Raw genomic sequence first — 18465 nt, 5'->3', positions numbered from 1 at the left:
AATTATAATCATTTTGGTTCCGATGCTTGACTGAGGGTCAAAACAGCAAGGTTGGGCCAAGAGACCTGATCTTGCCGCCGGATCAAACAACCCGCTCGCGCCACCCCAGACAAAGACCCATTAACCGACTCGGGATTGCCGGAGTCCCAACTCTTGAGAGGAAGGGGCTACGATGCCCATACTATGCTTCTGCCCGGCAAAGACATGCTCGATGACCGATCGCTGTGCGTGTGCTCTGGCAACGCGCTCAGCCTTCAAGATCAAGAAACCGCTGGGTCCGTAGAACCCGGACTGGGTCGGCGCTCGGTAAGATCAGGATGAGGTGAAGGTCTATCTCGTAACCGAGAGCAAGGGCAGTGCCAACAATCTGCGCGACGAAGAAAAGGCGGAGATTACCTGCGGGAAGGCACACTTGAAGGCTTTGAAAGTGCCCTACGGCGTCGCCATTGCACTGGATAGGGTACTGGCCATCAAGCGCCGAACAAGACCATGAATACCCGAAGGAAGTAACTTACATCCCTATCAGTATAGTCGTGTCGCGGCCGCCGCGGGCCAAGTCGCAGCGTCGCTTGGAAGCGATGCATTGTCCGCAGTGGTCAACAATGCGGGGATGAGCATCTCGGGGCCGCTGCTGCTCCAGCCAATGGAAGAGATCAAGCGGACAACCGCGTGCCAATTGCGCAAATCGACGAAGCGCATCTCCTCAAGATGACCAAGGTCAACTACTTCGGCACAGTCTGGTTCGTGCAAGCCGTCGCGCATAGTGGCAGGTACATCGAACTCGATCTGCACATCACTCATTCTGACCACCCTTTTCGCATCCCGATCCCACGGCTCCCGACCTCGCGCGACGCGCGAGGCAAGTGAACTTCACAATCCTCGATAGAGCCCGCCCGTCCCGCCGTCCAAGCTGCTTCTTTCCCCGATTAAGTGGATTTCCGAATGATTAGGTCTCCATCGCCCATGCCCTTTCCATGCTTCTCGCCTGACTGGGCCAAACCGCTTGCAGAGCCTTTATGTCATTGAAGCCGACAGCCGCGAGCGATGGCAGCATTATCCTCGCCGCCGAAATGTTCAGTGGAGATCAGAGATTGAAATTTTTCCACTCCTTGCGCAGACTATTTCGGTTCTTCCTCTAGGGCGCTCATTTAAATCTATTAGACACAATCAAAACAATACTTAGCCCACTCGGCCATCATCATCTTGCGCTTCTCGAAAAAGTCTGTGCGCCGATAGGCGGCTTCAACCTTGTTTGGAATGGTGTGAGCCAAAGCAACTTCAGCTACTTCACCAGCATATTGCGTCTCCTCGGCGCACCAGTCTCGAAAGGTAGATCGGAAGCCATGGACGGTGACGGGTACCTCCATCACCTGCAACACCTTCAGCAGTGTCATATCTGAAAGCGGCTTCTTAGGCTTCTGTCCCGGAAAGATCAGGTCACTAAAATCTGATTTGAAGCGTGCCACGCGCTTCAGCACATCAAACGCCGCATCGGACAGGGGAACGCGATGCTCCTTGCCAGCTTTCATCCGTTCGGCAGGAATGCGCCAAATCTTCTCTGCCTGATCAATCTCTGACCAGCGCGCCCCACGCACTTCGCCTGAACGAGCAGCTGTAAGAATCAGGAATTCAAGGGCCAGCCTGGTCACCGATGATCGCTGGCGAAGACGAAGGAGAAATGCCGGCAAATCACTGAACGGCATGGCTGCAAAATGGCCATCCTTGCGAGGCTGGCGCGGAAGCCCGCGCGAAAGTGATCGCATGGGCGCCTCGCTTGCCCGATAGCCTTTAGCGTAAGACCAATCGAGCACTGCCCCGATCCGCTGGCGGACCCTGCGCGCGGTTTCGGGTTTGGCGAGCCAGATCGGGGCGAGCACATCGCGAATTGCAGGACCTTCAATCTCACTGACAAGTTGTGAGCCGAGTTTGGGAAATGCGTAAGTCTCCAGCGTGTTGATCCACTGCGCCTGATGCTTGCCATTCTTCCAAGCTGCCTGATGCTCAGCATGGACTGCTTTAGCTGCATCCTCGAATGTCGGAACGACGACCTTTTCGCGTCGCCGTTTGGCCAGTGGATCGATCCCGCTCCTTGCTTGCCGCCGAATCTCGCCTGCTGCAGCACGAGCATCTGCCAAGCCAAGACTATCAAGCGATCCCAGCCCGATATCACGGCGCTTACCGGCATATTGCACACGCACCACCCAATGTCCGCGGCCAGGGCCCTTAAGATCAAGAATCAGGCCTTCGCCGTCGGAATAGCGTCCGGGCTCCTTAAGACTTTTGATCTTCAATGCAGAAAGGTTTCCCATCGGTCTGGCTCCGAAAGACCCCCACACTTGACCCCACACTCTGCCCCGGCTTGATTGGAACATAGATGGAACAACGAGGATGAGCAATGTGCAAAAACCGCAGCAATTCTGCGGATTTCCGGACTATAGTGGATGGATCTGGAAGAGCCACTTGGCGGAGAGGCAGGGATTCGAACCCTGGATACGGTCACCCGTATGCCGCATTTCGAGTGCGGTGCATTCGACCACTCTGCCACCTCTCCGCGAAGTGTCGATGAGCCAGCAAGCGCCGTCCCGGTCGAGGAAGAGCGCCGTTAGCGCATGGTCTGCCGCTTGCCAAGGGGAAACATGTTACACCTGCCCTACAATCCACGGCTCTGCAGCACGGCTCGCTTGTTTCCCTCAGGCAGCGCCCTATATTCGCACGTATGGATAGAGCGATTTTCTTTTCGCCTCAGGCTGGCCGGGAGATCACGGCTCCCCACGTCGCCAAAGCTCGGTTCGGCATCGGTGATGTCGTGCGGCACAAGCTGTTCGATTTCCGCGGCGTCATCTTCGATATCGATCCGGTCTTCGCCAACAGCGAAGAGTGGTACGAATCGATCCCGGCCGAGATCCGCCCCCCGCGCGAGCAGCCGTTCTACCACCTTCTCGCGGAGAACGACGAGAACAGCTATGTCGCCTATGTCAGCCAGCAGAACCTGATGGCTGATGCGGAAGGCGGCCCGGTGGACCACCCTTCGGTGCACGAGATGTTCGATGCGTTCCGCGACGGGCGCTACCGCTTGCGCCGCGGCCTCTCGCACTGATCCGATGCGCTGACGGCGGCGCGCCCTGCCGTCAGTTCTTCAGCTTCCAGCCCGACTGGAAGATGGCGTAGATCGCCACCCACAGCACGAGGTTCAGCACGCCGAGCCCGATCGCGCCGTGCAGCACCGCCTCATTGGTCGTGCCGATATCGCTCTGGCCGAGGAAACCGAAGCGGAATCCCGATATCACATAGAAGATCGGGTTGAACCGGCTGATCATCTGGAATGTCGGCGAGAGGTTGCTGATTACGTAGAACGTGCCAGAGAGCATCGACATCGGGGTGATCACAAAGTTGGTGATCGCGGCGTTGTGATCGAACTTTTCCGCCCAGAGCGAGGTCAGCACGCCGATCAGGCCGAGGAGGATCGATCCCATGAGGCCAAACCAGATGACAGCCCACGGGTGATGCACCGTAAGGTCAACCCCTGGCCAGAACAGCATCGCGCCTGCAACCGCCAGGCCCACGAGGATCGCCCGCGTCACCGCGGCTGCCACCAGCGCCAGAATCAGTTCCGCGTTCGAAATCGGCGGCATCAGGTAATCGATGATCGTGCCCTGGATCTTGCCCACCAGTAGACCGAAGCTCGAATTGGCGAAGGAGTTGTTGATCATCCCCATCGCGATCAGGCCCGGCGCGACGAAAGTGGCGAAGGGCACGCCGAGCACCAAGCGGCCGCCGCCACCCAATGCCAACGTGAAGATCATCAGATAGAGCAGCGTCGTCACCGCCGGCGCCCAGATCGTCTGGGTCTGCACCTTGAAGAACCGGCGCACCTCCTTCATATAGAGGGTCCACAGCCCCAAGCGATTGAAGCTGCGGAAGCGCAGTTGCCCGGGCGGCGGAAAATCGCCCGAACGGCTGGGTTGTTCACGGAAGGATGCGGCCCCGTCGTGGGGGATCGGTTGATCGGCCATGATCGGTGCGGTATCGCGCATGCCGGATCAAGGCAAGGCATTGCGCGGTTTGCTTCACAGGGCAGGCCCTGTCCTGCGGCGACGGTGCCGACAGGACCACGTACTGAAGGATTTGAGACGGCATGAGCTGGACGGACGAGCGGATCGAGAAGCTGACCAAGATGTGGGAAGGCGGCGCCACCGCCAGCCAGATCGCCGAAGAACTGGGCGGAGTCAGCCGCAACGCTGTCATCGGCAAGGCGCATCGCCTTGGTCTCAAGGCGCGCCCATCCCCGGTCAAGCCGAACGAGAAGACCGAGCCTGCGCCTGCTGCCAAGGCCCCGCGCCCAGCGCCTGAACCTGCCGCCGCGCCCGCCGAACCGCGCGCCGCCACGCCGCGCCCGGTCTCGGCTCAGGCCCAGGCAGCGCCTGCCAGCTCTCCGCCTGCGCCCCGCGCGCCTGCCGCGCCGGTCGAGGCCGCACCGGCTCCCGCCGCGCCCGTACCTGCCGCATCGGCTGATGCTCCCGCCGCCCCGCCGCAGCCGCGCATCGTCTCGGTCGGCCCCGGCGGCTTTCTGCGACAGGGCCCCGGTGACCAGCAGGCGCCGATTCCTCCTGCCCCGCCGCGCCGCCTCGTGCCTGCGCGCCCGAGCCAGGAAGTGGCCGACAAGACCAGCCTGCTCGATCTCAACGACCGCATCTGCCGCTGGCCGATGGGCCATCCCGGCGAGCCGGACTTCCACTTCTGCGGCGACAAGGTGAACCCCGGCTTCCCTTACTGCGTCGAACATTGCGGCCGCGCCTATCAGGCGCAGCTGCCGCGCGGCCATCGCCGTCCGCCGCCGCCGATGCCATTCGGCGGGCCGCGAGTGCGATAGATCCAGTCCGGAATGGCCAATGGGGCAAGCCCCGTCCGATAGGTTTGGGCAGCGCCATATGTCCGTTCCGGTCTAAAAACCGCAGATTTGCCTCACTTTCAGCTCCCACCCGTGGTTAACCTCGGGTGGATACGGCCGTTCTTCCCGGCATGAGCGAACAGACATCAGACGAGAACGCGCGCAAGTCGCGCTGGTGGCAGTGGTTCAGCGGGAGCGCGGAAGCAGACGCCGATGAACCGGGCGTGGAGCCGCAGATCTCGCGTGAGCTTACCGCACGCGAGGTGTGGCTTCCGGCCAAACGGCGGATGATCAGCAAAATTGCCGATTTCCTGATCGATCACGATCTCGAAGTCCTGCCGATGACGCTGACGGTGGCTTACGAATGCGTCACCGGCGGAGCCCCCCGCCTCGCCCAGCTGATCCTGGAGCGCACCGAGAAGGGCCTCCCGATCACGCTGAGCTGGATCGAGGAGCAGCGCGGCGAAAGCACGTACGACAAGAACGGCGAAGCGCTGGCCGTGCTGATGAGCCGGCTGGAGGACAGCCTCGACGAGTTCAGCAAGACCACCAGCGGCGCGCGCACCGCGACGAGCGAGTACAGCAGTGCACTCAAGCAGCATGTCGATGAACTCGAAGGCGTCGGTCGTGCCGGTGTCGTCATCACCGAACTTGCCGCACTGACCCGGGCGATGATGGAACGCAGCATCGCCATCGAGAACGAACTCGCCTGCAGCGAACGCCGCGCCGAAGTGCTGCAAAGCTCGCTCGAGGAAACCCGCCGGATGGCCGAAATGGACCACCTGACCGGCCTGCCCAACCGCCGAGCCTTCGATCACATGCTGGACCGCGAAATGCGCGAGGCGCGCGAGGCCGGGGAAACGCTCTGCGTCGCATTCGTCGATATCGATCACTTCAAACGCGTGAATGACACCCACGGCCACCCGGCCGGCGACCGCGTGCTCAAATTCGTCGGCGAGACACTCAACCGCATCGCCGACGCGCGCTGCTTCGTCGCCCGCCACGGCGGCGAGGAGTTTGCCGTCATCTGGCGCAACCACACCGTTGAAAAGGCGTGGAAGAAGCTTGATGCGGCACGGGAAGATATCGCGGACCGCCGACTGATCAACCGTGCCAACGACACGCCGTTCGGCAAGATCACCTTCTCGGGCGGCATCGCCGATGTCTTTGCCTATCCGGAAAAGAGTGCGGCATTGAAGGCGGCGGACGAGGCGCTCTATCTTGCCAAGCAATCGGGCCGCAACCGCATTCTCAAGGCCGGCGAGGACCCGGGCCCGCTGGTGAAGGCGGCCTGAGGAGGAACACGACATAGCCCGCAAAGCGCCGGTCCCGTGCCAGCGCGGCGGGCGGAGTCCACTCGCCGCCTTCGACCAGCGCGATCTTGTGGGTCAGCGGCAGTGTGTCGATCCGGCGGAACCACGCGGCATAGCCGGGTATCGTGGTGCGGCCCTGATAGGTCTGGATCACCACTTCATCGACCAGCCCGGCGAGCCGCGCCAGTTCCGCAGGATCGCCGTTCGCGCTCCAGTCGAGCAAGCCGGTGATCGAAAGCCGCGTGCCGGGCGGCAATTCGCGCCGGACCTGCCCGAGGAAAGCGCGATAGCGGTCCAGCCCCGGCGTCGCCGCATCGAAATCGATCTGCAATCCTTCGAGCCGGTTGCCCGCCGCCCGCCACCGCGCCAGCATCGCGCGTAACGCATCCCACACCTGCGCATTCCAATCGAGCCGCTCGGCCCTGACGGTCAGCCAGACCCTGGCCCGGCGCACATGCGGCACACCCGCCCGCATATCGACAAGCTGCGCCGTTCCGCCGCGCCGGATTTCGCCGCCGAGAATGTAGAGCTCGCGCGCCCTGCCGACCGCAGGCGGCGGCGGCACCCCGGCCCAGAGGAAGAAGCGGTCAAAGCGCGCCGGATCGACCGGCTGCGGCGCCTCGGTGCCTCGACACGCCCCGAGCGCGAACGCAGCCAGCAGCGCCGCCCAGCCGCGCCTCACCAATAATACTTCAGCTTCTGCGCCCAGGGACTCTTCGGGAATTCGCGCTTCAGCCGATCATACCAACCCTTGCGCACCGGTTTGTCCACGTCATCGCCGCCGCAACTGTTGTAACCCGAGGGCCCATAGCAGTTGACCGCGCGGTAGAGCGCATAGGCGCGGTCTCCCGGCGTGCTGCGCGGATCGGCGATGACGCCAGCGTAGATCGCACCGCGCGCCAGCGGCCGGCCGGGAAAGTCGTTCGCCGCCCCGCCGAGCAGTCCCTTGGACGGCGCCGTGTCGAGTGTGGTGAACCCGTCGAAATTGTTGAGCCGCCAGAACTCGCCGAGGCACAGCCGCGCATGGATATCCCGCGGGTTCGCCGCCAGCGTGGCAACTGTCCCCAACAGCGCCGGACAAGCAAACCCGGCCTGCGCCGTCCTGCCCTTGGCAAACAGGCCGAGCGGCGCCGTCGTACCCGGCGCAAAGCCCCACAGCCCGTCGGTTGGCGCATCGGCACGCACCAGCGACTGGTTGGCGCGGAACCCGGCGTAGTCGCCCCGGCTGAGCTGCTTGTAGAGCAAGGTGAACAGCGCCGTATCGCGCTGCTCCTGCGGGTTCGCGACATCGAGCGCCAAGCGGCGCAGCAGCGCGGGACCGGCCGAGTGAGTCATCAGGATATCGCGGATCATCCGGTCGGTGATCGGCGACCCGGGGGCGAATACTGCCCCGAGCCTGCCATGCCGCTCCCAGTTCATCGCAAGGCCCAGCTCGACCGTCGGCCGCTGCCACAGCGCCTTGGCCCCACCGAGCAGTTCGAGCCAGAAACCCGCCTCATTGGGATCGCCCTTCGCCGCCAGCGCCTGCCCGCGCAGGACCTGCCGGCTGAACGCGAGCGGCGTGTAGCTGGGCCGCTTCGCATCGTCCGGGATCAGCTGCAGCACCCGCGCGTAGTCCTTGGCGACATAGAACGCGTGGTTGGCCTGCAGGAATGCATAGAGCTGCGGCGCGCGCAGGAAGCTTGCCTGCTGGCTCGCCAGCACGTCGGCGCCGAGCGGGCTCTCCCCGCCTCCCATGTCGTAGCGGTCATCCGGATTGGCAACCCGCATGGCCGTGAGGTCCGCCGCCGCCAGCAGCAACAGCCCTCCCCCGCGCGGGTTGGGGTTGTCGCTGGTGGACAGGTACTTGCCGTCCGCCTCGTTGATAAGGCCGACGAGCGCCTCGCCGTCGGTCGGCATCGCCGCGAGCAGGCTCTCGTAGCGCTCGCCGAGCGCCGCGAAATCGCCGGTCAGCCACATCGCGCGGCGCTCCAGCCCCCGCGCGGATTCGGCATAGCGGCCCTTGGGCCAGGCCTTCAGATAGTCAGCGAGCGCCGTCCGGCCGCGCTGGGCCGCAGCCTTGTCGACAGACTTGAGGCCATCAAAAAAGCCATACTGATCAATGCTCTTTGCCAGAGCCAGGCGCAGCTCCGCGCGCGCGACCATGTAGCGCGCGGTCTCCGCCACCCACGGGTCGGGCGCACCGGTCAGCGCGGCATAAGCCTTGGCGGCGTCTGCATAGCGGTCGGCGTAAAAGGCATCCGAGGCGGCGAGGTAGCCGAGGAACGCCTTGCCCGGCGCGCTGTTCACCGCGATCCCCGGCAGCACTTCGGGCAGCGTGCTGTCGCTGCACCGCGCGACCATCTTCTCGCGCGCGGCGGTGAGCGTGCTGCGCTCCGCCGCCGGCAGCGCACGATTGGCGCCCAGCGCTGCAGCAAAGTCCGGCGCCCCGCTACGAAACCAGTCGCAAGGGCCGTTTGTCACCTCCGCCGTGGCCGCCGCGTTGGGATCGAGCTCCGGCACCCACGTCCGCGTCACCATGCCCCAATCGAGGAACGTGTGGCCAAAGCCCTCCTCGTCGTACTCCGGCTTGGGATAATCACCCCCGCCCGTCACTGCGCCGGTCAGGCCCAACCCCGCCGAATCCCGCAACAGCGCCAGCAGGTTCACCCGGCTGTCGTTCCCCGGCGCGATCACTACGCGATTGTGGCAGGCCTGCGCCCCGCCGAACAGCGACCAGTTGGGATCGCAGCCGACATCCGCACAGGCCAGCGCCGCGCCCGATGAGGCCAGCAGCCCCGCCAGAATTGCGCCCTTGGTGAGCCGCAGCCGCATCGTCTCTCTCCCGAATCCAGTCCGGCCAATGCTCTCCCGCCGCCCGCGCCGAGGCAAGAAAAAAGGGCCCGCAGCCAGCTGCGAGCCCCTCGTTCGGTTTGGCCTGAAGCCGGACGATCAGTCGTCAGACTTGAGGAACGCCGGCATGTGATCGCCGCCGCCTTCGCCGCCGCCACGCGGGCCGCGATCACGATCACGGCCGCCGTCGCGACCGCCGCCGCTATCACGGCGCGGACCGCGATCACGGCCACCGGGGCCGCGGCGGTCACCACCGCGATCGCCGCGATCACCACGCGGCTCGCGCGGTTCGCGGGGCGGACGGGTATCTTCGAGCTCGGCGCCGGTCTCCTGATCGACAACGCGCATGGAAAGGCGAACCTTGCCGCGCGGATCGATCTCGAGAACCTTGACCTTCACGGCCTGGCCTTCCTTGACCACATCGGTGGGCTTCTCGACCCGCTCGTTGCGCATCTCGGAGACGTGGACGAGGCCGTCCTTCCCGCCCATGAAGTTCACGAACGCGCCGAAATCGACGATGTTCACGACCTTGCCGTCGTAGATCTTGCCGACTTCGGCTTCTTCCACGATGCCGAGGATCCACTTCTTCGCCGCCTCGATCTGGTTGATGTCCGAGGAGCTGATCTTGATCACGCCCTCGTCGTCGATATCCACCTTGGCGCCGGTCTCGGCGACGATCTCGCGGATCACCTTGCCGCCGGTGCCGATCACTTCGCGGATCTTCGACTTGTCAATCTGGATCGTCTCGATGCGCGGAGCATGCGCCGAAAGCTCGCTGCGGGCCGAACCCAGCGCCTTGGTCATCTCACCCAGGATATGCGCACGGCCTTCGCTGGCCTGCTTGAGCGCGACCTCGAAGATTTCCTTCGTGATCCCGGCTACCTTGATGTCCATCTGCATCGTGGTGATGCCGGCGCTGGTGCCCGCAACCTTGAAGTCCATGTCGCCGAGGTGGTCCTCGTCGCCCAGAATATCCGAAAGGACCGCAAAGTCCTTGCCTTCAAGGATAAGGCCCATCGCGATGCCCGAAACCGGACGCTCGATCGGAACGCCCGCATCCATCATCGAAAGGCAGCCACCGCAGACGGTGGCCATCGACGATGAGCCGTTCGATTCGGTCACGTCCGAGAGAACGCGGATCGTGTAGGGGAAGTCTTCCTTGCTCGGCAGCACCGGGTGCAGCGCGCGCCAGGCGAGCTTGCCGTGGCCGACTTCGCGGCGGCCCGGCGCACCGAAACGCCCAACTTCGCCAACCGAGTAGGGCGGGAAGTTGTAGTGCAGCATGAAGCGCTGATACGAGAGGCCGTCGAGCCCGTCGATCATCTGCTCGGCGTCTTTGGTGCCCAGCGTGGTGGTGCAGATCGTCTGCGTCTCACCGCGCGTGAACAGCGCCGAACCGTGGGTGCGCGGCAGGAAGCCGACCATCGATTCGATCGGGCGAACCTGCGTGACCGAACGGCCGTCGATACGCGTGCCGTCCTTGAGGATGGCGCCGCGCACGATGTCTGCCTCGACCTTCTTCATGGTCTTGATCGCAACCATCTGGGTCTGCGGCGTCTCGTCCGCGAACGCAGCCTTCGCCTTGGCGCGGGCCTCGTTCAGCGCGTTCGAACGCGCCGACTTGTCGGTCAGCTTGTAGGCGGCGGCAACATCAGCGCCGATGATGTCCTTGAGCTTCTTCTTGATGTCGGCGGTGTTGTCCGACAGGTCGATTTCCCACGGATCCTTCGCGGCCTTCTCGGCCAGCGCGATGATCGCGCCGACAACCTTGCGGCATTCATCGTGCGCGAACATGACCGCGCCGAGCATCTCGTCCTCGGTCAGTTCCTTGGCTTCCGATTCGACCATCATCACGGCCTGGTCGGTCGCGGCGACGACGAGATCGAGGCGGCCTTCGGCAACCTGCGCCATCGACGGGTTGAGCTGGTACTCGCCATCCTTGAAGCCGACGCGCGCGGCGCCGATCGGGCCCATGAACGGTACGCCCGAAATGGTCAGCGCAGCCGAAGCGGCGATCATCGCGACGATATCGGGCTCGGTCTCGCCGTCATAGCTCATGACCTGGGCGATGACGTTGATTTCGTTGTAGAAGCCTTCGGGGAACAGCGGGCGGACCGGACGGTCGATCAGGCGGGAAACCAGCGTTTCCTTTTCCGTCGCGCCGCGTTCGCGCTTGAAGAAGCCCCCCGGGATGCGTCCGGCGGCCGAGAACTTTTCCTGGTAGTGCACGGTCAGCGGGAAGAAGTCCTGGCCTTCCTTCACCGACTTGGCGGCAGTCACCGCGCAAAGCACGACAGTTTCGCCATACGTGGCGAGGACCGCGCCGTCAGCCTGACGGGCAATGCGGCCGGTTTCCAGAGTGAGGGTCTTCCCGCCCCACTCCAGCGATACGGTTTTGACGTCGAACATGTGTTTTCCTTCAGCCCGCCGCCCTATTGCGCGCGGGGTTTGCTGCCGGGTGTGCCGTCCCGGTCCGGTGCGGGGCGCTGGTCTGGCCCCATGGGATGCGTCCGCCGGCCGGATTGCCGGACAGTCGCCACATGCAAAAAGCGGCCCGCCTTGGGGCCGCTTCCTGCTTGGTTACTTGCGCAGACCGAGCTTCTGGATGAGGGCATTGTAGCGCTCCACATCCTTCTTCTTGAGATAGTCGAGCAGCGAGCGCCGCTTGTTGACCATCATCAGCAGCCCGCGGCGCGAATGGTTGTCCTTGTGGTGAGCCTTGAAGTGCTCGGTCAGGGTCTGGATGCGGCTGGTCAGGATGGCGACCTGCACTTCCGGCGAACCCGTGTCATTGGCCGCGCGGGCGTTGTCCGCGATGATGGCTTGCTTCTTTTCAGCGGTAACCGACATTGTACTTACTCCGCGACATCGGAAAGATTGAACCCCCGCACAACGGTCAGGCTCATGCCTGAAAGCTGAACCAAGGCGACCGGAACAGCTCCGGAGCGCACCCAGTAAAGCCCGTCGTTATGGGGCAGCCCGTCAAGAACGCGGCCCTGGCGGACCGCCCTTGCCTGCTCGGGCGTGAGGTCAAGAGCCGGGATGTCGACCAGCCCTGCCTCCAGCGGCAAGAGGATATGTTCAAGGGGTGCGCCCTTACCCACATCGTTCAATTTGTCCAGCGAAATCGCCTGAGCGAGGCCGAACGGACCCGCGCGCAGGCGGCGCAGCATGGTGACATGGCCGACCGTGCCGAGGGCATACGCAATGTCCCTTGCGAGGCTGCGGATATAGGTGCCCTTGGAGACATGGGCGATCAGGGTAATCTCGCTTTCGCCGACGTGCCCTGCGGTGAGCGAATGGACCGTCACCGAACGGCTCTTCATCTCGACCGCTTCGCCCGCGCGGGCACGGTCATAGGCCCGCTCGCCATCGATGAGGATCGCCGAATAAGCTGGCGGAACTTGCTCGATCGGGCCGGCAAAGCGCGTCAGAATGGCGCCAATCTCGTCCGGCGCAGGCCGCACATCGCTTGTCGCGATGACTTTGCCTTCCAGATCGAGCGTATCTGTCTCCTCACCGAATCGCACGGTGAACGCATATTCCTTGCTGGCATCGAGCATCCGCCCCGCAAGCTTGGTTGCCTCCCCCACCGCGATGGGAAGAATGCCCGTCGCCAGCGGATCGAGCGTGCCGCCATGGCCAACCTTGACCTTGCCATAACCCGCGGCCCGCAGATTGCGCTTCACTGCCGCCACGGCCTGCGTCGAACCGAGGCCGTGTGGCTTGTCCAGAATGATCCAACCGCTGGTCAATCGAGTTCAGGCCCCGCCACCAGCACGATGATGTGCTCGAACTGCGAGAGCATCCATTCCATCGGCGGGCCGACCAGCCGGTCGACGATATGCAGCCCCGGAAAGGCCCAGGGCAGCACGATGAACACGATCATGAACAGCGGAATGCCCACCGGTTCGATCCGGTCGAGCAGCCGCACCCCAGCGGCCGGAGAAAGCCCGCGCACGATGCGCGAACCATCGAACGGCGGCAGCGGCAGCAGGTTGAATGTGCCGAGGAACACGTTGATCGCGATGAAGTTCTTGAGGTTGTCCGCGACGAAAAGCGTGCCCCAGCCCGGCGTCCCCTGCGGATCGACCCCACGCAGCAGCAGCCCGAACGCGACAGCAGACAGCGCCGCCAGCACGAAATTCGTCAGCGGCCCCGCCGCCGCGACGAACGCCATGTCGCGCTTGGGGTTACGCAGCCGGGCATAGCTCACCGGCACCGGCTTGGCCCAGCCGAACACCGGCAGGCCAAGCAGCTTGAGCGTGCCAGGCAGGATCAGCGTGCCCATCGGATCGACATGCTTCAACGGATTGAGGCTCAGCCGCCCGCGCTCATAGGCGGTCGGATCACCCAGCATCCGCGCCGCCCAGCCATGCGCGATCTCGTGCAGCACGATGGCGAACACCATCGGCACCACCAGCGTGGCGATCAGATAGGGTGTGCTCATCACGCGCGCGCCGCCTGCCAGTCCTCGCGCAGCAGCCCGTAGATCGCAGTGTCGCGCACACGCCCGTTCCACGTCTTGCGCTCGCGGCGCATGATCCCTTCCTCCACCGCGCCCAGCTTGCGCACCGCGGCGCGGCTGCGGGTATTGATCACATCGACCTTGAAGACCACCCGCTCCAATCCGCAGGCAAACACATGGTCGATCATCAGCCGCTTCAACCGCCCGTTGAAGCCGGTGCTGCGCAGCGAGGGCAGGATGAAGCTGTTGCCGATCTCGATCGACCAGGCCGGATCGCCGAACAGGATCCACGCCGTCATGCCGACCACCTCGCCATCCTTCAGGACGACATAGACGCAGCGCGCCGGTGGACCCGCCAGCAAACTGTCGAACTGCGGATCGAAATGCTCGCCCACATAGCAGAACGGATAGATCGCCCAGATCTCGCTATCCTGCGCGCAGGCGCCGCGCAGCGCTTCGCGGTGCTCCTCGCGCAGCGGCTCGATGCGCAAATCGCCGTCCTCCAGCGGAACATAGAGCGCGTCGATGCTCATCGCGCGTGCAGCCCAAGGGCAAAGTGGCGGAAAGAGAGGCTTGCCATAGCCCCGACCACATAGGCATTGCGCCGGGAAAGCCAAGCGCCTGTGCCGAATTCCTGTCCGTCACGGTCCATTCATACAAGGTCCACAAGAATGACCGGCATGCCCTCCGCGCTGACCCGCCTGCTCGCTGCCTTTGCGTCCCTCGCGCTTTTCCTGTCACCAATGGCGGCAATGGCCGGAGACTTGCGCTACGTCGTCGACAAGGCCGCCAGCCGCGTCGATGCCAAAGTCGCGTTCCTCGGGATCGCCTCGAAGACGGCGAGCTTTCCGGACATGTCCGGCACGTTCAATCTCTCGTTCGCCGATCTCGAGGCGCTCGACATGGTCGTCGATATCGACGCGCGCACGCTCACGACCGGGGATTCGCAAGCCAAGACGCTGAAAGGCAAGAGCTTCTTCGACGTCGCGCATTACCCCACCGTGCGATTCGTCGGGCAGCGCATCAAGATGACCGGCGACAAGACCGCCGATGTGGAAGGCCGGATCACCGCGCGCGGCGTCACCCGGCCGATCAAGCTGGCGGTCACCTTCTCGGTTCCGCCCTACTCCACCGGCGGCACGCAGCCGATCTCGATCGTCGGCACCGGGGTGATCGACCGGCGCCAGTTCGGGATGACGGCCTATCCCTTCATCATCGGCTCGATGGTCCACGTGACCATCCGCGCCCGGATGGTGCCGAACTAGTCTGGCGCGATGTCCCGCGCCACGCGCGGATCGGCGAGCAGCGCGTCGATATGACCCGCCACATCGAAGCTCTCGTCGGCCAGGAACCTGACCTTGGCCGCGTATTTCAACCGCAGGCGCTGGGCCACTTCCTTCTGGAAATAGGCGGTGTTGGTGCGCAGCGCCTTGAGCACCGCTTCCTCGTTCGCCCCCAGCAGCGGCTTGATATAGGCCGTCGCGTGGCGCAGGTCGGGCGACATGCGCACTTCCGTCACCGAGACGCTGTGCGCGGTGAGCACGTCGTCATGCACTTCCTGCCGCATCAGCAGTTCCGAAAGGATGTGCCGCACTTGCTCGCCCACCTTGAGCAGGCGGACCGAGCGCGTTTCCGGGGATGCAGGCTGCTTGGCCATCGTCGTACGTCTATCCTTCAGCCCAGCTTCGCCAGAATGCGCGCGAGCGAGCGTATGTTCCGAGCCGTACCGCGGCGTCCGAGCCGCCGTTCGAGGAACGGCCCCGTCAGCCTGCTCGCCGCCACGCCGGCTGCGAAATCAATATAGAGAGCGCGGGCGCCCATTGCGAGCCTCTCGGGCCCGCGCCCCTTGTGATCTTCCACCAGCACGCGGAACTGCGCCGCATCCAGGTCCCCATCAAGGAACAGGACATGGACCTTAGCCTCATCACCATCGGCAAAGGGATTGGCCGCAATCACCTCGCGCAGCTCGTCGGCACTCAGCACCACGACCATGCTGCGAAAGCCGAACCGATCACTCACGATCCATTCGAGCATCTCCGCCAGCCCCTCGCTGGGCCGCTCCTCATGCTCGAACAGCACGTTGCCGCTGGCTACCACGGTTTCGACGCCTTCGATCCCCTCACGTTCGAACGCCTCGCGCAGCTCCGCCATCGACAGCCGATTACCGCCGACATTAATGGAGCCGAGCAAGGCGACGTAGCGGGGCATGGTCAGCGCAATTGCTCGATGTCGTAGCCCTCGAGGCCGATCTCCGCAAAGATCAGCCTGAGAGCTTCGACATCCCAATGCCCACGCGGGCGATCAAACCCATCGAACAGACCGCAAAAGGCGAGACGCTCGGTCACGGTCATGCCCGAAAGGTCTGCTCGTTCGGTCACAGCGTGCGCACGCGCTCCTCGACCTCGAAGACTTCGAGCTGATCGCCCGGCTTCACGTCGTTCGTATCGGCCAGCACCACACCGCACTCGAGGCCCGCACGCACTTCCGGAACGTCGTCCTTGAAGCGGCGCAGCGAGTGGATGACGGTCTGCGAGATGATGACGTCCTGCCGTGTAAGGCGCGCGTTGATGCCCTTGCGGATGAAGCCCTCGACCACGAGCAGACCGGCTGCCTTGTCGCGCTTGCCCGCGGGGAACACTTCCTTGACCTCGGCACGGCCGACCACGGTCTCGATCCGCTCCGGCCCGAGCTGGCCGGCCATTTCGAGGCGGATGTCGTCGGTGAGCTGATAGATCACGTCAAAGTACTTCATGCGCACCTTGAAGCGTTCGACCAGTTCGCGTGCCTTGGCGTTGGGGCGGACGTTGAAGCCGATGATCGGCGCGCCGCTCGCCTGCGCGAGGTTGACGTCGCTTTCGGTGATCGCGCCCACGCCCGAAGCGAGGATGCGCACCTTGATCTCGTCGGTCGAAATGCGATTGAGCGCATTGACGATCGCTTCGGTCGAGCCCTGCACGTCGGCCTTCACCACCACCGGATACTCGATCACGGTCTGCTTGGCGGCGAGCGCCGAGAACATGTTCTCGAGGCTCGTCGGCGCCTGCGCGGTACGCTTGGCGGTCGCGCGTTCCTGGCGGTAGGCGGCGACCTCGCGGGCACGCGCCTCGTTCTCCACGACCGTCAGCGTATCGCCCGCCATCGGCACACCGCCGAGGCCGAGCACTTCGACCGGCAACGACGGAGGCGCTTCCTTGATCTGGCGGCCCTTGTCATCGTGCATCGCGCGGACGCGGCCCGACTGGGTGCCGACCACGAGGATGTCACCCACCTTGAGCGTGCCGCGATTGACCAGCACCGTCGCGAGCGGACCCTTGCCCTTGTCGAGCTTGGCCTCGATCACGGTGGCTTCCGCCGCACGGTCCGGGTTGGCGCGCAGTTCGAGCAGTTCGGCCTGGAGCAGGATCTTCTCGATCAGCTCGTCCATGCCCTGCCCGGTCTTGGCCGAAACCTCGACATCCTGCACGTCGCCCGACATTTCCTCGACCACGATTTCGTGTTCGAGCAGACGCTCGCGGATCTTCTGCGGGTTGGCCTCGTGCTTGTCGGCCTTGGTGATCGCCACGATCATCGGCACGCCGGCCGCCTTGGTGTGGTTGATCGCCTCGATCGTCTGCGGCATCAACCCGTCATCCGCCGCAACCACCAGAATGACGATGTCTGTCACGTTGGCGCCGCGCTGGCGCATTTCGGTGAAGGCTTCGTGGCCCGGCGTATCGAGGAAGGTGATGTGGTCACCGCTCTTCGTCTTGATCTGGTAGGCGCCGATATGCTGCGTGATGCCGCCGGCTTCACCGCGCACCACGTCGGTGCCGCGCAGCGCGTCGAGCAGGCTGGTCTTGCCGTGGTCGACGTGGCCCATGATCGTGACCACCGGCGGACGCGGCTGCAGCGAGGTTTCTTCATCGACGTCCGCCGCAGTGTCGATGTCGACATCCGATTCGGACACGCGCTTGATATTGTGGCCGAATTCGGTGACCAGCAGTTCGGCGGTGTCCTGGTCGATGGTCTGGTTGATGGTGACCATCATGCCCATCTTGAACAGCGCCTTCACCAGGTCCGCAGCCTTTTCGGCCATGCGGTTGGCGAGATCCTGCACCGTGATCGCCTCGGGCACCACGACATCGCGCACCTGCTTCTCGCGCGGCTGCGACTGCCCGGCGAAGTGCGCACGGCGCTCCTTCTCGCGGGCGCGCTTGAGCGCGGCGAGGCTGCGGGCGCGGGCGCCTTCGTCCTCGTTGAGCGCGCGGGTGACGGTAAGCTTGCCGGCCTGACGGCGGTCGCCCGCACCCTTGTCGCGCGGGGCGTGCGCGGGCTTCTTGGCCGGCGGTTCAGGCCGCTTGGGCGCAACGACCGGAGTAAACCGGCGCGGCGCCGGTGCCACTGTTTCGGCAGCAGCGGCAGCAGGCGCCTCGACTTCGGCAGGCGCGGCAGGAGCAGCAGCCACCGGCGCTTCAACCGGGGCCGGCGCTTCGGCAGCAGGTGCCTCGACCGGAGCAGGCGCGGGAGCCGGTGCTTCGACGGGCTCAGCCGCTTCGGCGGCCTCACCAGCCTTGCGCGCGTCAGCAGCGCGGCGTGCTTCCTCGGCGGCGCGCAGGCGTTCTTCCTGCTCGCGGCGGTTGGCGGCTTCAAGCGCCTGCAGACGGGCCTCTTCGGCTTCACGCAGAAGACGGGTCTGCATTTCCTGACGCGTCTCGCGCGAAGCGGCGGGCGGCGGCGGGGGCGGCGCGGGCGCGCGGACCGGCTGCGGCGCAGGCGCGACCGGCGCGGCTGCGACCGGAGCCGCTTCGGGCGCAGCAGGTGCGCCTTCACCCGGGGTGCGCGGCATCAGCTTGCGCCGCTTGACCTCGACGACGACCTTGTTGGTCCGCCCGTGGCTGAAGGTCTGCTTGACCTCGCCCGCCTCGACCGAAGTCTTGAGGCCCAGCGGCCTGCGGCCGAGCGTCGGCTTCTTGTCATCGCTCATC

The 18465-nt window shown here is 64.6% G+C and carries 19 protein-coding genes and 1 tRNA gene; 5 read left to right on the top strand and 15 right to left on the bottom strand.

What is annotated here, in order from left to right; translation table 11 throughout:
- Positions 1-322 precede the first annotated feature (322 nt).
- Complete coding sequence (locus tag IP83_RS19840; protein ID WP_156309572.1) at positions 323-493, top strand: hypothetical protein; 171 nt, start codon at positions 323-325, stop codon at positions 491-493.
- Positions 494-522: 29 nt separating this feature from the next.
- Here the strand turns inward: IP83_RS19840 and IP83_RS19835 are convergent, their stop codons facing one another.
- From IP83_RS19835 to IP83_RS04180, 3 genes are all read right to left on the bottom strand, one after another.
- Positions 523-801, bottom strand: coding sequence for a hypothetical protein (locus IP83_RS19835; RefSeq protein ID WP_156309571.1), 279 nt, complete (start codon positions 799-801; stop codon positions 523-525).
- A 356-nt stretch (positions 802-1157) separates the two neighbouring features.
- Positions 1158-2309, bottom strand: coding sequence for a site-specific integrase (locus IP83_RS04185; RefSeq protein WP_054120954.1), 1152 nt, complete (start codon positions 2307-2309; stop codon positions 1158-1160).
- Positions 2310-2461: 152 nt separating this feature from the next.
- Positions 2462-2551, bottom strand: a tRNA-Ser gene (locus IP83_RS04180).
- A 165-nt stretch (positions 2552-2716) separates the two neighbouring features.
- Here IP83_RS04180 and hspQ point away from each other — a divergent pair.
- A complete protein-coding gene (hspQ, locus tag IP83_RS04175; RefSeq protein ID WP_054120953.1) occupies positions 2717-3097 on the top strand; it encodes a heat shock protein HspQ in 381 nt (126 codons plus the stop codon).
- Positions 3098-3128: 31 nt separating this feature from the next.
- Here hspQ and IP83_RS04170 read toward each other — a convergent pair whose 3' ends face one another.
- Positions 3129-4013: an ABC transporter permease gene (locus IP83_RS04170; RefSeq protein ID WP_054121047.1), complete on the bottom strand. Its 885-nt coding sequence runs from the start codon at positions 4011-4013 to the stop codon at positions 3129-3131.
- A gap of 122 nt (positions 4014-4135) precedes the next feature.
- Between IP83_RS04170 and IP83_RS04165 the strand changes: the two genes are divergently transcribed.
- Positions 4136-4870 carry a GcrA family cell cycle regulator gene (locus IP83_RS04165; protein WP_054120952.1) on the top strand — a complete coding sequence of 245 codons (735 nt, stop codon included), beginning with the start codon at positions 4136-4138 and terminating at the stop codon, positions 4868-4870.
- 149 nt (positions 4871-5019) lie between these two features.
- Positions 5020-6183 carry a GGDEF domain-containing protein gene (locus IP83_RS04160; protein ID WP_082364484.1) on the top strand — a complete coding sequence of 388 codons (1164 nt, stop codon included), beginning with the start codon at positions 5020-5022 and terminating at the stop codon, positions 6181-6183.
- Here IP83_RS04160 and IP83_RS04155 read toward each other — a convergent pair.
- From IP83_RS04155 to IP83_RS04125, 7 genes are all read right to left on the bottom strand, one after another.
- Positions 6140-6883, bottom strand: coding sequence for a DUF3142 domain-containing protein (locus IP83_RS04155; protein ID WP_231624895.1), 744 nt, complete (start codon positions 6881-6883; stop codon positions 6140-6142). The two genes, IP83_RS04160 and IP83_RS04155, sit on opposite strands and share 44 nt — an antisense overlap.
- The gene (locus tag IP83_RS04150) at positions 6880-9015 is read right to left on the bottom strand and encodes a hypothetical protein (protein ID WP_054120951.1); all 2136 of its coding nucleotides are present in this window, start codon (positions 9013-9015) and stop codon (positions 6880-6882) included. Before IP83_RS04150 ends, IP83_RS04155 begins: the two co-directional genes overlap by 4 nt.
- Before the next feature lie 117 nt (positions 9016-9132).
- Positions 9133-11442: a polyribonucleotide nucleotidyltransferase gene (pnp, locus tag IP83_RS04145; RefSeq protein ID WP_054120950.1), complete on the bottom strand. Its 2310-nt coding sequence runs from the start codon at positions 11440-11442 to the stop codon at positions 9133-9135.
- 171 nt (positions 11443-11613) lie between these two features.
- Positions 11614-11883 carry a 30S ribosomal protein S15 gene (rpsO, locus tag IP83_RS04140; protein ID WP_054120949.1) on the bottom strand — a complete coding sequence of 90 codons (270 nt, stop codon included), beginning with the start codon at positions 11881-11883 and terminating at the stop codon, positions 11614-11616.
- Positions 11884-11888: 5 nt separating this feature from the next.
- Positions 11889-12788, bottom strand: coding sequence for a tRNA pseudouridine(55) synthase TruB (gene truB, locus IP83_RS04135; protein ID WP_054120948.1), 900 nt, complete (start codon positions 12786-12788; stop codon positions 11889-11891).
- Positions 12785-13483 carry a site-2 protease family protein gene (locus IP83_RS04130; RefSeq protein WP_054120947.1) on the bottom strand — a complete coding sequence of 233 codons (699 nt, stop codon included), beginning with the start codon at positions 13481-13483 and terminating at the stop codon, positions 12785-12787. Before IP83_RS04130 ends, truB begins: the two co-directional genes overlap by 4 nt.
- A complete protein-coding gene (locus IP83_RS04125) occupies positions 13483-14034 on the bottom strand; it encodes a GNAT family N-acetyltransferase (protein ID WP_054120946.1) in 552 nt (183 codons plus the stop codon). The genes IP83_RS04130 and IP83_RS04125 overlap by 1 nt, the downstream gene beginning before the upstream one ends.
- Before the next feature lie 138 nt (positions 14035-14172).
- Here IP83_RS04125 and IP83_RS04120 point away from each other — a divergent pair, with 138 nt between their 5' ends.
- Entirely contained in the window at positions 14173-14766 is a 594-nt protein-coding gene (locus IP83_RS04120; protein WP_054120945.1) for a YceI family protein, read from the top strand.
- Here IP83_RS04120 and rbfA read toward each other — a convergent pair.
- The 4 genes from rbfA to infB are packed head-to-tail and all read right to left on the bottom strand — an operon-like array spanning position 14763 to position 18464.
- A complete protein-coding gene (gene rbfA / locus IP83_RS04115; RefSeq protein WP_054120944.1) occupies positions 14763-15158 on the bottom strand; it encodes a 30S ribosome-binding factor RbfA in 396 nt (131 codons plus the stop codon). The genes IP83_RS04120 and rbfA overlap by 4 nt on opposite strands.
- A gap of 17 nt (positions 15159-15175) precedes the next feature.
- Positions 15176-15709 (bottom strand): DUF1697 domain-containing protein, encoded by a 534-nt coding sequence (locus tag IP83_RS04110; protein ID WP_054120943.1) that lies wholly within the window; start codon positions 15707-15709, stop codon positions 15176-15178.
- Positions 15710-15711: 2 nt separating this feature from the next.
- Positions 15712-15879, bottom strand: a complete 168-nt coding sequence (locus IP83_RS19830) for a hypothetical protein (protein ID WP_156309570.1) — start codon at positions 15877-15879, stop codon at positions 15712-15714.
- Positions 15876-18464, bottom strand: coding sequence for a translation initiation factor IF-2 (infB, locus tag IP83_RS04105; protein WP_197274273.1), 2589 nt, complete (start codon positions 18462-18464; stop codon positions 15876-15878). Before infB ends, IP83_RS19830 begins: the two co-directional genes overlap by 4 nt.
- Position 18465 lies beyond the last annotated feature (1 nt).

Source organism: Novosphingobium sp. AAP93, from assembly GCF_001296055.1.
In the GTDB taxonomy this organism is placed as follows: Bacteria; Pseudomonadota; Alphaproteobacteria; order Sphingomonadales; family Sphingomonadaceae; genus Novosphingobium.
This window is presented reverse-complemented; position numbering and strand designations above follow the sequence as displayed.

Coding starts and splice junctions, on each gene's coding strand:
- IP83_RS04110 (WP_054120943.1), bottom strand. CDS start 15,709: ATGCCCCGCTACGTCGCCTTGCTCGGCTCCATTAATGTCGGCGGTAAT.
- IP83_RS04160 (WP_082364484.1), top strand. CDS start 5,020: ATGAGCGAACAGACATCAGACGAGAACGCGCGCAAGTCGCGCTGGTGG.
- infB (WP_197274273.1), bottom strand. CDS start 18,464: ATGAGCGATGACAAGAAGCCGACGCTCGGCCGCAGGCCGCTGGGCCTC.
- IP83_RS04150 (WP_054120951.1), bottom strand. CDS start 9,015: ATGCGGCTGCGGCTCACCAAGGGCGCAATTCTGGCGGGGCTGCTGGCC.
- rpsO (WP_054120949.1), bottom strand. CDS start 11,883: ATGTCGGTTACCGCTGAAAAGAAGCAAGCCATCATCGCGGACAACGCC.
- IP83_RS04125 (WP_054120946.1), bottom strand. CDS start 14,034: ATGAGCATCGACGCGCTCTATGTTCCGCTGGAGGACGGCGATTTGCGC.
- pnp (WP_054120950.1), bottom strand. CDS start 11,442: ATGTTCGACGTCAAAACCGTATCGCTGGAGTGGGGCGGGAAGACCCTC.
- IP83_RS04120 (WP_054120945.1), top strand. CDS start 14,173: ATGACCGGCATGCCCTCCGCGCTGACCCGCCTGCTCGCTGCCTTTGCG.
- IP83_RS04170 (WP_054121047.1), bottom strand. CDS start 4,013: ATGGCCGATCAACCGATCCCCCACGACGGGGCCGCATCCTTCCGTGAA.
- IP83_RS04165 (WP_054120952.1), top strand. CDS start 4,136: ATGAGCTGGACGGACGAGCGGATCGAGAAGCTGACCAAGATGTGGGAA.
- IP83_RS04185 (WP_054120954.1), bottom strand. CDS start 2,309: ATGGGAAACCTTTCTGCATTGAAGATCAAAAGTCTTAAGGAGCCCGGA.
- hspQ (WP_054120953.1), top strand. CDS start 2,717: ATGGATAGAGCGATTTTCTTTTCGCCTCAGGCTGGCCGGGAGATCACG.
- IP83_RS19835 (WP_156309571.1), bottom strand. CDS start 801: ATGAGTGATGTGCAGATCGAGTTCGATGTACCTGCCACTATGCGCGAC.
- IP83_RS04130 (WP_054120947.1), bottom strand. CDS start 13,483: ATGAGCACACCCTATCTGATCGCCACGCTGGTGGTGCCGATGGTGTTC.
- rbfA (WP_054120944.1), bottom strand. CDS start 15,158: ATGGCCAAGCAGCCTGCATCCCCGGAAACGCGCTCGGTCCGCCTGCTC.